We start from the raw sequence: 11,943 nt of genomic DNA on the forward strand, positions 1-11,943 counted from the left end.
CCGTTGTGAGTGATAGGGAATAGGGGCGACGCGGCTGCTGTAGGGGCGCCGCGTCGTTTCCAATTGCGGGGGTAAAATCGGCCGCACTGACCGCTCAGGAATTGGAGAATCACCGTGACCGACTCCCGCGATATCAAACCTTTTGCTGCCAGCCGCGGCCCCAAAATAACATCGGTCGACGCCATCGTCGGTGCGGCCATGGTGGGCGGTCTGTTGCTTGGGGGAATCGGTGCGGGTGCGGGCTTGGCGGTCTTCGATGAGCCCGAGCGCTCCGACTACGTCATGCAGCCCGCGCAGCGAGAAGTGCAGGCTGACATCATGGACCCGGACGATGTGCTCACTCCGCAGGAAGAAGAGCGCATGCTTAACGACGTCTCCCGGATCGCCGCCCCCGACGTGGTCCAGGGGCTGCACTACATGGTCTTTGCCAAGAACCAAGAGAATGTGAATGACTCCGTGGAGGAGTACCTGCGCGATAATCACCCTGAGCTCATCGGCAAGGATAAGTTTGCTGATGGCCAGGTCTTCGTCGGCGTGGGCCTCGACCCGCGCCAGACCTTCGTCTTTGCGGGTGAGGACGTGGCTGAGCAGATGAAGCTGCGCAAAGGTGACGGCCACTTAGAGCAGTCCGTCGAAGCCATTAAACCGGGCGTGCGGGATGACAACATTCCTGCTGGTCTCTTTGCGGGTGCCGCGGCAGCGATCGATGTGGACCGTGCTGCGGACACCCAGTACGAGAGTGCGAAGGGTGACCGCATTGGGGCGGCCATTGGCCTCGGGGCTGCGGGCCTGAGTGTCGGCGGGGCAGGCGCGGGTATCGTCGGCGGTGCTCGCCGCAGCCGGCAGAAGAAGGCCCAGCAGGCACGCGAGGATTGGGACTACGTGTCGCAGACCTATACCGATGTGGCGCAGCGCCTGCGGGAGATCGATATCCGGGCGCACTCGTTGCAATCGGGTCTGGTGGATGAGCGCTTGCGTGAGGACTGGGAGAGCCTGCGCGATGATTTCCTGGCCATCGATTCCCAGGTGGGCTCCCTTATGTCGATTCCGGCCGATGCGCCGGATGAGCAGTTCCGCTCACATGCCGAGCCCATCGCCCACGCGCGCGAGCTGTGCGAGCGCGTGGAAACCGCCGAGGCCAACATTGACAAGCTGCACCGCGTCGAGAGCGCGGATGCTGACGTGCGCCGCTTTGAGCTCTATGAGCTGGGTAAGGACCTGGCCCAGGCGGGCTACTTGGCAGCGGACATCGACTCAGCGTTTGAGCGCCACGCAAAGGAGCTGGAAGACACCGCCGTGGCCCTGTCCCAGGAGCCAAACCACCCGCAGTTCATGGAACGCTACGTGGAGCTCTTGGACCGCACCGCGCTACTCTCTGAGCACCTGCAGGCGCAGCTGCAGAAGCGCAACGAGGCCGAGGAGCGCCCAGAGCGCACGCGTATCTATGACTCCAACTTCTTCGCTGGCTCCGGCTACCACGGTTATGTGCCCTTCTACGTTGTGAGCACCTGGGATAGCGATGCCACCACCGCCCGCGATAGCTCCTCCAGCAGCGGCGGCGTCAATAGCGGGTTTAGCTCGGGCTTTTCCGGGTCGGGTGGTTCTTCGAGCTTCTAGGCAGGCAAGCCGCTTTGCCCCGTTGGCGTGGCCCAGTGAAAACGCAAAAGAACCCGCAGTTTCCTGCGGGTTGTGGTCGGGATAACAGGATTTGAACCTGCGACCTCTTCGTCCCGAACGAAGCGCGCTACCAAGCTGCGCCATATCCCGGTGTCTCGCTCTAAGCGGTACCGGAATACTGTAACTCACCCTGGTCTGAAAGGACAAAACGGCAGCGTGGAGGGGGTATACCTAGGCGGCCTTTTCGGTGATGCGTAGCAGCGTGGCAGACGGACGGCAGAAGACGCGGAAGGGAACGAACTTCGAGGTGCCCAACCCGTTGGAGACATGCATGTACATCTCTTCGAACCGGTGCAGGCCCTGGGCGCGGGCGCGATCGATACCGCAGTTGGTCACGATGGAGCGCGAGCCCGCCACCTTGAAAGGCAGGCAGAGCTGGCCGCCGTGCGTGTGTCCAGACAGGGACAGCTGGTAGCCGTCGGCGGCGAATTTCTCCAGGACGCGGGGCTCCGGGGAGTGCAGCAGCGCCAAGGAGAGGTCGGAGTCCTCGTTGGGGGCGCCGGCGATTTCGGAGTAGTCATCCAGATCATGGTGTGGGTCATCCACGCCGGCGGCAGCTAGGCGGACGTCGCCGACCTTGAATTCCACGCGCGCCTGGTTGGCGTCGTGCCAGCCGTGCTCAAGGAAGGCCGCGCGCATGCCCTTCCAGGGCAGGTTCACGTAGGAAGGTTCGTTCTTCTTCCCAATCAGGTAGTTGAAGGGATTCGGGATGCGCGGCGCCCAGTAATCATTGGTGCCAAAGCAGAACATGCCCGGGCGGCTGAGCAGTGGGCCAAGGGCGCGGAGGACCTCGGGGACGCCGCGCTCGTCGGAAAGATTGTCACCGGTGTTGATTACCAAGTGCGGGTCGAGGGCGTCGAGGCCCGAGACCCACTCAATTTTGGCGCGCTGGCCCGGAATCATGTGGAGGTCTGACACGTGCAGGATGCGGAACTCGGACTCCTCGCGCAGCGTGCCGGGCTCCAGCAGCGGCAGGGTGTACTCCTTGAGCTCGAACTTGGTGAGCTCTGAGTGCGCCCATGCTGCAGTGCCCAGACCGGCGGCGGCGAGTCCGCCAAGGACAGGGTAAATCTTCACCCTCACCACACTACCTGGCCAGCAGGCGTAGATTGAAGGGCATGAGTGAGTTGAAAGAAACTATCCGCGCTGACCTTAAAACCTCGATGAAGGCCAAGGACAAGGCCCGCACGAGCGCCATCCGTTCTCTGCTTTCTGCCATCCAGGCAGAGGAAACTTCTGGTTCTCGCCATGAGATCACCGATGAGGACATTCTCAAGGTCATCGCCCGCGAGATTAAGAAGCGCCGCGAGTCCGCAGAGGTCTACGCGGAGAACGGCCGCCCGGAGTTGGCGGAGGAAGAGCTTGCTGACGTCCCCTTCTTCGAGGCCTACCAGCCAGAGCAGCTTGACGACGACTCCCTGAACACCCTCGTCGCCGAATCTATCGCCGAGGTTGAGAAGGATTCTGGCGAGCCGGTGACCATCAAGCAGATGGGCAACGTCATGAAGGTGGCTACCGCTAAGGCCGCTGGCCGCGCCGACGGAAAGCGCCTGTCCACCGCGGTCAAGGCCGCCCTGAATTAACGCGCTAGAGCCCGAAGAAGCTCCGCACGTCGTTCGTGAAGCGGTCAACATCCTCCTGGGTGAACAGCGGTTCAGGCTGAGAGGGCTGGCCGCCACCAGTGTCACCGCTGTCGGCTGGAGCGGATGGCGAGCCGTAGTTGGAGTCCCAGGCTACTGAGTCCGCACTCGCAGAGTCGGAGGAGTCGCCTGCGGAGCCGTCGGAAAGCTGGAGCGTGACCTCCGCGCCCTTCTTCGCGCCGGATGGGCCCGTGATGACGCGAACTACCTTGCCGTATCCCACACCGGGTGCGGGCACCTCGGTGGTTTTGACTGAATAGCCGGCCTTCTCTAGAGCGGAGCGGGCTTGGCTTTCGGACTTGCCCTTCAGGCCGTCGATAAGCGGCGACACCGTGCCGGAGTCGTAGGCGCGGTCATAGTCCGGCACCGTGCCCTTCTGCGCTTCGGGGACGCGCGCGGCCATGGTGTAGAAGGTTGCTGCTGGCTCCTTGCCGCCGAAGAGGTTGCCACTGGCGCACTGCCGCACTGGGCCAGTGCACAGCGGGCTCGTGGTGGTCCCGTCATTGTAGATATACGGTGCGGCAGCGACCGCCGAGTTGAAGCCCAGGAATGCCGAGGACTGGTTGGACTCCGTGGTACCGGTCTTCGCGGCGGCCTGACCACTGAAGCCGGCAGCGCGTGCCGAGTCGGCGGCGGTGCCCTTTTCGGTATCGGCCGTCATGTTGTTTTCCAGCGCCTTCGCAACTTCCTTGCCCACTGCGCGCTCGCACGGCGTGTGCTTGAGGTAGACCTCGTTGCCGTGGGAGTCCGTGACTTCCTCAATGGGGTTGGGCTCGCACCACATGCCTTGCGAGGCCACAGTCGCGCCCACGTTGGATAGCTCCAGCGCGTTCACTGCCGTGGGGCCGAGCGTGAAGGAGCCCAGGTTGGATTCCTTGATGTGGTCGGCGATGGAAGTTTCGCCGTCGTAGCTGCCGGGTTCTTCATAAGAACGCAGCCCGAGCTTAACGGCGATGTCGACTTGACGCTCGACGCCCAGTTGCTCGGTGAGCTGGATGAAAGGGGTATTGGGGGAGTAGGCCAGCGTGTCCTGCATGGTCATCGTGGGGGCGTAGTTGCCGGAGTTTTCCACGCAGTACTTGTTGGGTGGGCAGTTAGCAGCGCCGCCGTATCCTAGCCCTTCCGCCTCGTAGCGCTTCGGCACAGCTAGCTTGTCCTTGATGCCGTAGCCTGCCTCCAAAGCCGCTGCGGCGGTAAAGAGCTTGAACACCGAACCGGCACCGTTGCCCACCAGTGAATTCGGCTGAGGGAGGAGGGTTTCGTTGTTATCGAGGTCGAGCCCGTAGGTGCGCGATGAGACCATGGCCAGCACCTTGCGGGTACTGGTGCCCGGCTGGATGACGTTCATGACCTCCGCCACGCCTTCCGCATCCGGGGCGGTATGGCTGCGCACCGCGTTGAGCGCTTGGTCCTGGACGTCGGGGTCAAGCGTGGTCTTGACGGTTAGTCCGCCGCGTGTCAGGTGCTCGCGGTCGATGCCCTTTTCGTTGAGGTACTCCAGCACGTAGTCACAGAAGAAACCGCGATCGCCCGCGCCGATACAGCCGTTGGCCAGGGTGGCGGGGCTATCCAAGACACCCAGGGGTTCCTGGGCGAAGGAATCGGCGTCCTCCTGGGAGAGGGAACCGGTGTCGGCCATGGCTTGGAGAACCATGTTGCGGCGTTCGATGACGCCTTCCTCGTTGGTATAGGGGTTGAGATACTCCGAGGACTGCACTATGCCGGCGAGCATTGCTGCCTGCGGCACCGTGAGGCTCTCGGCACTAGTTCCGAAGTAGGTGCGGGCCGCAGCCTCAACGCCATAGGCGTGGTTACCAAAGGGCACGAGGTTGAGGTAATTAGCCAGGATCTCATCCTTGGAAAGCTTGGCGTCGATATCCGTGGCCATACGCATCTCGCGCAGCTTGCGGGCCACGGACTGTTCCGTCGCGGCCTGGCGTTCCTCGTCGGTCGTTGCATTGACCAAGAGGAGATAATTCTTCACATACTGCTGGTCCAGCGTCGACGCACCCTGGGAGACGCCGCCCGCGGCCAAATTGGTCCACAAAGCGCGGAGATTGCCCTGCAGATCGACGCCCTCGTGCTCATAGAAGCGGCGGTCCTCGATGGCCACGACCGCTTGCTTCATGGCATCCGAGATTTCATCCGGCTGCACCGGATGTCGGCGTTGCTCGTAGATATAGGCAAGGGTGTTGCCCTTGGCATCCAAGATGGTGCTCACACCAGGGGCTTCGCCGTTGGTGAGATCCTGGATGTCCGATTGCATCGTGTCGTTCGTCCTGGCCACGGCAACGCCACTGACGCCGGCGACGGGGGCGATGGCCAGCGCGATGAGGATGCCGACCAGTGCTGTGGACAGGACGAGCTTTCCCAGGGATTTGATCACAGTCACCCTCCACACACTAGTGGTTCAGGTGCAGATCCGGGAGACCCCCCTAAAGTGTGACCTGTTAGACAGGGATACCGGTCTGTGAATAGACTTACCAAGGGTACATAATATTCCGTCGAGTAGAGGGTTATTCACGATCTTCACCTTCGACGGGGGTGAGCTTGGAAGGAGTTACCTAGCCGTGACAGTCAGTGTCAAAGGTGCAGGACGGTCCACAATGCTAAAGAACGCCTCGTTAACTACTGAGCGTGGTGAGTGGGTTACCCAAGCTAAGTGCCGCAATGGCGACCCTGATGCACTTTTTGTGCGAGGGGCAGAGCAGCGAAAAGCTGCGGTGATTTGCCGCCACTGCCCGGTGCTCAATGAGTGCCGCGCGGATGCTCTGGATAACCGCGTGGAGTTTGGCGTGTGGGGCGGCCTCACGGAGCGTCAGCGCCGTGCCCTTCTACGCAAGAACCCGCACATCACTAGCTGGGCTCACTACCTTGCTGAGGGTGGCGAACTCATCGGTATTTAGTAGCATTGATTCCATGACTAAATGGGAATATGCCACCGCGCCGGTTCTTACGCACGCGACGAAACAAATCCTCGATTCCTGGGGTGAGGACGGCTGGGAGCTCGTCACCATCACCCCGGGCATGAACCCGGAGAATGTTGTCGCCTATTTCAAGCGCCCTCTGGAGGAATCCTAATGGGTGCGCTTGCCCGCCTTGAAGAGCTCGGCGTCGAGCTGCCTTCCGTTGCTGTTCCTCTCGCTTCCTATATCCCGGCTACCCAGGTGGGCAACCAGGTCTGGACATCTGGCCAGCTGCCTGTTGTGGGCGGGGAATTGCCTGTCACCGGCAAGGTCGGCGCAGAGGTAAGCCTCGACAAGGCACAGGAATTGGCGCGCACGGCGGCGCTGAACGCATTGGCTGCCATCGATGGCCTCGTGGGGCTTGACCGCATCACCCGCGTGCTAAAGGTGGTCGGTTTCGTAGCTTCGGATCCCTCCTTCACGGATCAGGCCGCAGTTATCAATGGTGCCTCGGATTTCCTCGGTGAGGTCTTCGGGGACGCTGGGATCCACGCGCGTTCTGCGGTGGGGGTAGCGGTCTTGCCGAAGGATTCCCCCGTTGAGATTGAAGTCATCGTAGAAATCGCTGAGTAATCGGATAGGGTTAGAACCATGGAGCATCCTGCATATAGCCAACTGCGTCCCGTGAGCCAGTCCGTCGGTGTCGTGCTGTGTGACAACCCCAGCTACACCGCCTTGGAGGGCACCAATACGTGGATCATCCGCGCCGGAGAAGATTCCCGCGCCATTGTGGTCGATCCGGGCCCGGAGGATGAAGGTCACCTCAATGTTGTGACCGCGAAAGCGGGCGAGGTGGCGTTGATCCTTCTTACCCACCGCCACGATGATCACGCATCGGGCGCCCAGCGTCTGCGCCAGCTCACTGGTGCCCCCATCCGCTCTTTCGATCCGAATTACTGCAACGGAGGGGACGCGCTTGTCGACGGTGAAGTGATCACCGTCGACGGCATCACCCCGCAGCTTGAGGTGGTCCATACCCCGGGCCACACTGCAGATTCGACCTGCTTCTTCGTGTGGTCGGCGGAAGCGAAGAACTCCATGCTGGAGGGCATTCTGACCGGCGATACCATCGCCGGCCGCCACACCGTGCTGCTGTCTGAGACCGATGGTGATTTGGGTGCTTACCTGAAGACGTTGGATCTTCTTGAAGAGCGTGGCAAGGATGTGGCGCTTTTCCCGGGACACGGCCCGGACTTGGAGGACACCTCTGCGGTTGCCCGTAAGTACATTGACCGCCGCCACCACCGCCTGGACCAGATCAAGGAGGTCCGCGGGCGCCTTGGTGAGGACGTCGACGTTAAGACTCTCGTCGATGAGATGTATGACGACGTTGACCCGGTTCTGCGTCACGCAGCTGAGCAGTCGACGCGTACCGCGCTGAAGTACCTCGCGACTGAGCAGTAATCTGAAAACCACTAAGTCCCCCGATAATCTCGGGGGACTTCTTCGTAGATTATGCGGTGCGCTCGACGCACCGCATGCTAGCGCGCGCGGCGGGCCAAGTGCTCGGTGTCAACGATGAGCACCGACTTGCCCTCCAAGCGGATCCAGCCGCGGTGGGCGAAGGTGGCCAGCGCCTTGTTCACGGTCTCGCGGGAAGCGCCGACGAGCTGGGCGATCTCTTCTTGGGTGAGGTCGTGGTTCACGCGGAGCGCACCACCCTCCTGCACGCCGAAGCGGTTAGCCAGCTGCAGCAGGGTCTTGGCCACGCGGCCCGGAACGTCGGTGAAGATGAGATCCGCCAGGTTGGCGTTGGTGCGGCGCAGGCGGCGGGCCAACACGCGCAGCAGCTGCTGGGCAATCGCCGGGTGATCGGCTACCCACTGCTTGAGCATCTCGGAGTTCATCGTGGCGGCGGTAACCTCGGTGACGCACACTGCGGACGAGGTACGCGGGCCCGGATCGAAGATGGAGAGCTCACCGAACATGTCAGACGGGCCCATCACGGTCAGCAGGTTCTCGCGGCCGTCCGGGGCGTGGCGGGCGAGCTTAATCTTGCCCGAGGTAATGATGTAGAGGCGGTCTCCCGGCTCACCTTCCTCAAAAATGGTGGTGCCGCGCGGGAAACGGACGGTTTCCATCTGCTCAATAAGGTTCTGTACTGCTACCGGATCGACGCCCTGGAAAATACCAGCGCGCGAGAGGATATCCTGTACGCCTTCCACTGTTACTCCTTAAAGCTTGCGCAGCCCGGAAAACACTGGGACACAAGCTGGTTTGGTTTATGTTGACGCACCTAGACTCCAGTGCGCCACGAGGCACTGCACAACATCATACAGTGTAATTAGTCACTATTTCCACCAACGTGAAAAATAATCACACGCCTTGATTAATCCTCGAAGGCCGTCGCTTCTAGCTTCTCCATGAGAATGGCAAAGAGCGCGAGGCACAGCGGCACGAAGAGGACGAGTGAAATCATGCTTCCCATTCTAACTGCCGTCACTAAAGTTACTTCTATGTCCCCTGACCTTTCCACACAGCATGACGACGATACCGAGGCAGCGCGCATTGTCCATATCCGCACCGCCCTCGCGCAGGAATATCCCGACGCCGACTGCGAGCTAGATTTCACCTCCCCGCTAGAACTGCTCGTAGCGACAGTTCTCTCCGCGCAGTGCACGGATGCCCGTGTCAACCAGGTCACCCCGGAGCTTTTTGCTCAGTATCCTTCCGCACCGGATTATGCAGCTGCGGACCGCGCCGATCTCGAGCGCATCCTCCGCCCCCTCGGATTCCAGCGCGCAAAGGCTGGCCACTTGTTAGGCATCGGGGAAAAGCTCGTCGCAGATTTCGACGGGCAGGTGCCCCAAGGGATCGACGAGCTGACCTCCTTGCCGGGCGTCGGCCGCAAAACCGCACTGGTGGTGCGCGGAAATGCCTTCGGGCTACCGGGAATCACGGTGGACACCCACGTCACGCGCTTAAGCCAGCGGCTCGGTCTGACAGGGGCGAAGACGCCGCGGGCAATTGAGAGGGACGTCGCCAAGCGCGTGCCCGAAGAGGAACAGACAGTGTTTTCGCACCGCCTCATCCTCCACGGGCGGCGCGTGTGCACCGCCCGGAAGCCGAAGTGCGCGGCCTGCGTCCTTGCGCCATGGTGCCCGTCGCGGGGTTAAGGTGGAGCAATGAGCCAATATTCTCGGTGGCCTGGATACGTGAAGGCGAGCATCGTTGCCATTGTCGCGCTGGCAGCACTCGCATTCGTTGGCGTGGTGAATCTCCTTGAGGATGATGAGCCGGAGGTCCCCGTCCCCGAGGCGCAGGAGCGAGAGGTAGCTAAGCGTCCCAAGTGCCCCGAAGGGCCCATCGCTGGCGTGGACCTTCCTTGCCTGGGCGCGGCCGGTACCGCGGCGGCCAAGAACGTTCAGATCGTCACGTTGTGGGCATGGTGGTGCGAGCCGTGCCGTACGGAGCTGCCCTTTTTCGAAGACCTTGCGCGCTCGCACTCTACGTGGAATGTCGTCGGCGTGCATGCGGATGCCAACGCCGCTAACGGGGCGGCGCTTTTGAACGATCTGCAGGTCAATATCCCCAGCTACCAGGACGATGATGGAGCCTTCGCTGGCGAGCTCGGGCTGCCGGGCGTCATCCCAATCACCCTCGTGGTGCGCGACGGCATAGTGGAGGAGAAGTTTATTAAACCTTTTACTTCCGCAGAAGAATTGGAGGAGGCCGTCGAGGAGGTTCTTAAGTGAGCCGCCTGTTTCCTGCTCACTCTCCTGAGTGGTTGCGCCCCGCGCTTGGGGTCGATACCAACAAGATACAAGAGCGCCTCATCCGGCACCTCCCGGCCGCTCGGCGCCGCCGCGAATCGGCAGTGTTGGTGCTGCTGAAAGGCACGAGTTTTGAGGATGGCGAGGTGCTGCTCACGCACCGCTCGCCCTCGATGCGCTCGCACTCCGGCCAGATTGCATTTCCTGGTGGGCGCAAGGATGAGGAGGACACCTCGCTTGTCGACGCCGCCCTGCGCGAAGCCGAAGAAGAAACCGGCCTCGATCGCTCCACCGTTACTCCTCTTGAGCAGTGGGGCAAGCTGGATATCCCGGCGACCGGCAACACCGTGAGCCCCGTCTTGGCGTATTGGCATAAGCCAGGCACCGTGTGGCCGGCGAGTCCGGCGGAGACAGACGACGTCTTTACCGTCCCGCTGCGGGAACTGGCGGATCCTGCCAACCGCCTGATGGTGGGCTTTAGCCGATGGAAGGGGCCAGCGTTTCGGACACGCGGCTACCTGGTGTGGGGTTTTACCGCGGGAGTGCTCTCTGGGCTGATGGACCATGCGGGGTGGAGTGTGGAATGGGATAAGAAAATGGTTCATGATCTGCGTGACTCACTTGATCGCTCTTTGAATAATGAGAAGATAGGCTAGTTCTGCTCCTTTTAGCCCTTAAGAAAGTATTCCCCCTGTGTCCTTAGCCGTTGACGTTCTGATCGTGATTGCCGTGCTCCTCGCCGTGCGCGTGGGCTGGCGGCAGGGGGCTTTGGCAGCGGTCCTCGCGGCGGTGGGAATCATCGCGGGGTTGGTGCTGGGAACCGTGCTGGCCCCGCTGGCGATGGGCCTGACTGACCAGGCAGCCGTGCGCTTTTTGCTGGCCGTCGGCGTGCTCATTTTGCTGGTGGGGCTGGGGCAGCTGGCGGGGACGTCGCTTGGCATGGCGCTGCGGGACCGTATGCGTACGCGCTCTGGGCAGCGCGTGGATTCGTCGATTGGCGCGGTGTTCCAAGCTGCGGCGGCCATCGTGGTGATTTGGTTGGTGTCCTTGCCCTTGGCCTCCAATTTGGGTGGTCAGCCGGGGCAGGCGCTGCGTGAATCACGTGTGCTGAGCTCGCTGAATGCGGTGGCGCCTTCGCGCTTGGCGGCGCTGCCGAATGGCTTGGCTGCGCTCCTCAACGAGTCTGGGCTGCCGCCGTTGGTCTCGCCCTGGGAGCGTTCTGGCGCCGATGTTGAGGTGGATGCGCCCGCGGTTAATACTGGGGATTCTGAGCTCGCGGAACGCGTGCGGCCATCCGTTATCCACGTGCTGGGTGATGCGGAGGCGTGCTCGCGCCGCCTGATGGGCTCGGGCTTCGTTACGGAACCGGACTACGTCATCACGAATGCCCATGTTGTGGCGGGTACGGATAAGGTGCGTCTTGATACCGTGCTCGGGCTCAAGGAAGCGGATGTGGTCTACTACAACTCGGATGTGGACATTGCGGTGCTGCATAGCCCGGGCTTGGACTTGGAGCCGTTGCCGTGGGCGGAGCAAGCGGCTGCGACGGGGGACGATGCCATCGTCTTGGGCTTCCCGCAGTCCGGTCCATTTACTGCGGAGCCGGCGCGCGTGCGTGACCGCCTCACCATCGCCGGGCCGGATATCTACTCCACTGGCCGAGTGGAGCGCGATGCCTACACGGTGCGCGGCAGCATCCGGCAAGGCAATTCCGGTGGCCCGATGATCAACCCGGAGGGCCAGGTGCTCGGCGTGGTGTTTGGCGCCTCTGTGGAGGATTCCGATACGGGCTATGCGCTCACCGCGGACGAGGTGCGCGGCCACGTGGGTGACGTCACGCAGCTTGTCGACGCCATCCCAACCGGCTCCTGCGTCGGCTAAGACCAGGCATTTTCCTCTTCCGGTTGCGGGGTTGCGGGTGCTGGTTTAGTCTCTGTGGCCATGGGG

The 11,943-nt window shown here is 62.1% G+C and carries 13 protein-coding genes and 1 tRNA gene; 10 read left to right on the forward strand and 4 right to left on the reverse strand.

Annotation, left to right across the window (positions count from 1 at the left end; genetic code table 11):
- Positions 1–114: 114 nt before the first annotated feature.
- Positions 115–1,617 carry a hypothetical protein gene (locus HMPREF2537_RS02430; RefSeq protein WP_070525233.1) on the forward strand — a complete coding sequence of 501 codons (1,503 nt, stop codon included), beginning with the start codon at positions 115–117 and terminating at the stop codon, positions 1,615–1,617.
- 73 nt (positions 1,618–1,690) lie between these two features.
- On the opposite strand, the gene HMPREF2537_RS02435 is transcribed toward HMPREF2537_RS02430, so the two are convergent.
- Positions 1,691–1,767: transfer RNA gene (locus HMPREF2537_RS02435), tRNA-Pro, on the reverse strand.
- Between the two features lie 81 nt (positions 1,768–1,848).
- Positions 1,849–2,754 (reverse strand): metallophosphoesterase, encoded by a 906-nt coding sequence (locus tag HMPREF2537_RS02440; protein ID WP_070525235.1) that lies wholly within the window; start codon positions 2,752–2,754, stop codon positions 1,849–1,851.
- A 41-nt stretch (positions 2,755–2,795) separates the two neighbouring features.
- Between HMPREF2537_RS02440 and HMPREF2537_RS02445 the strand changes: the two genes are divergently transcribed.
- Complete coding sequence (locus tag HMPREF2537_RS02445; protein WP_070525237.1) at positions 2,796–3,260, forward strand: GatB/YqeY domain-containing protein; 465 nt, start codon at positions 2,796–2,798, stop codon at positions 3,258–3,260.
- A gap of 4 nt (positions 3,261–3,264) precedes the next feature.
- Here the strand turns inward: HMPREF2537_RS02445 and HMPREF2537_RS02450 are convergent, their stop codons facing one another.
- Positions 3,265–5,709 (reverse strand): transglycosylase domain-containing protein, encoded by a 2,445-nt coding sequence (locus HMPREF2537_RS02450; protein ID WP_246820196.1) that lies wholly within the window; start codon positions 5,707–5,709, stop codon positions 3,265–3,267.
- Positions 5,710–5,923: 214 nt separating this feature from the next.
- Between HMPREF2537_RS02450 and HMPREF2537_RS02455 the strand changes: the two genes are divergently transcribed.
- Genes HMPREF2537_RS02455 through HMPREF2537_RS02465 form a run of 4 tightly spaced genes read left to right on the forward strand, consistent with a single transcriptional unit; the run spans position 5,924 to position 7,687 of the window.
- Positions 5,924–6,223, forward strand: coding sequence for a WhiB family transcriptional regulator (locus tag HMPREF2537_RS02455; RefSeq protein WP_010189966.1), 300 nt, complete (start codon positions 5,924–5,926; stop codon positions 6,221–6,223).
- A gap of 13 nt (positions 6,224–6,236) precedes the next feature.
- Entirely contained in the window at positions 6,237–6,398 is a 162-nt protein-coding gene (locus HMPREF2537_RS12615; protein WP_010189965.1) for a Sp36 family protein, read from the forward strand.
- Positions 6,398–6,856 carry a RidA family protein gene (locus tag HMPREF2537_RS02460; RefSeq protein ID WP_070525240.1) on the forward strand — a complete coding sequence of 153 codons (459 nt, stop codon included), beginning with the start codon at positions 6,398–6,400 and terminating at the stop codon, positions 6,854–6,856. The genes HMPREF2537_RS12615 and HMPREF2537_RS02460 overlap by 1 nt, the downstream gene beginning before the upstream one ends.
- Positions 6,857–6,874: 18 nt before the next feature.
- Positions 6,875–7,687, forward strand: coding sequence for an MBL fold metallo-hydrolase (locus HMPREF2537_RS02465; RefSeq protein WP_070525242.1), 813 nt, complete (start codon positions 6,875–6,877; stop codon positions 7,685–7,687).
- A gap of 77 nt (positions 7,688–7,764) precedes the next feature.
- Here the strand turns inward: HMPREF2537_RS02465 and glxR are convergent, their stop codons facing one another.
- Positions 7,765–8,448: a CRP-like cAMP-activated global transcriptional regulator GlxR gene (gene glxR / locus HMPREF2537_RS02470; RefSeq protein ID WP_010189962.1), complete on the reverse strand. Its 684-nt coding sequence runs from the start codon at positions 8,446–8,448 to the stop codon at positions 7,765–7,767.
- Positions 8,449–8,739: 291 nt separating this feature from the next.
- Between glxR and nth the strand changes: the two genes are divergently transcribed.
- The 4 genes from nth to HMPREF2537_RS02490 are packed head-to-tail and all read left to right on the forward strand — an operon-like array spanning position 8,740 to position 11,877.
- On the forward strand, positions 8,740–9,399 hold the full coding sequence (nth, locus tag HMPREF2537_RS02475; RefSeq protein ID WP_246818730.1) for an endonuclease III: 660 nt from the start codon (positions 8,740–8,742) through the stop codon (positions 9,397–9,399).
- Between the two features lie 9 nt (positions 9,400–9,408).
- Positions 9,409–9,978 carry a TlpA family protein disulfide reductase gene (locus tag HMPREF2537_RS02480; protein ID WP_070525244.1) on the forward strand — a complete coding sequence of 190 codons (570 nt, stop codon included), beginning with the start codon at positions 9,409–9,411 and terminating at the stop codon, positions 9,976–9,978.
- Positions 9,975–10,652 (forward strand): NUDIX hydrolase, encoded by a 678-nt coding sequence (locus tag HMPREF2537_RS02485; protein ID WP_070525246.1) that lies wholly within the window; start codon positions 9,975–9,977, stop codon positions 10,650–10,652. Before HMPREF2537_RS02480 ends, HMPREF2537_RS02485 begins: the two co-directional genes overlap by 4 nt.
- A 37-nt stretch (positions 10,653–10,689) precedes the next feature.
- Complete coding sequence (locus HMPREF2537_RS02490; protein WP_070525248.1) at positions 10,690–11,877, forward strand: MarP family serine protease; 1,188 nt, start codon at positions 10,690–10,692, stop codon at positions 11,875–11,877.
- Positions 11,878–11,943: the final 66 nt, after the last annotated feature.

This window comes from Corynebacterium sp. HMSC074E01 (assembly GCF_001808885.1).
Classification (GTDB): Bacteria; Actinomycetota; Actinomycetes; order Mycobacteriales; family Mycobacteriaceae; genus Corynebacterium.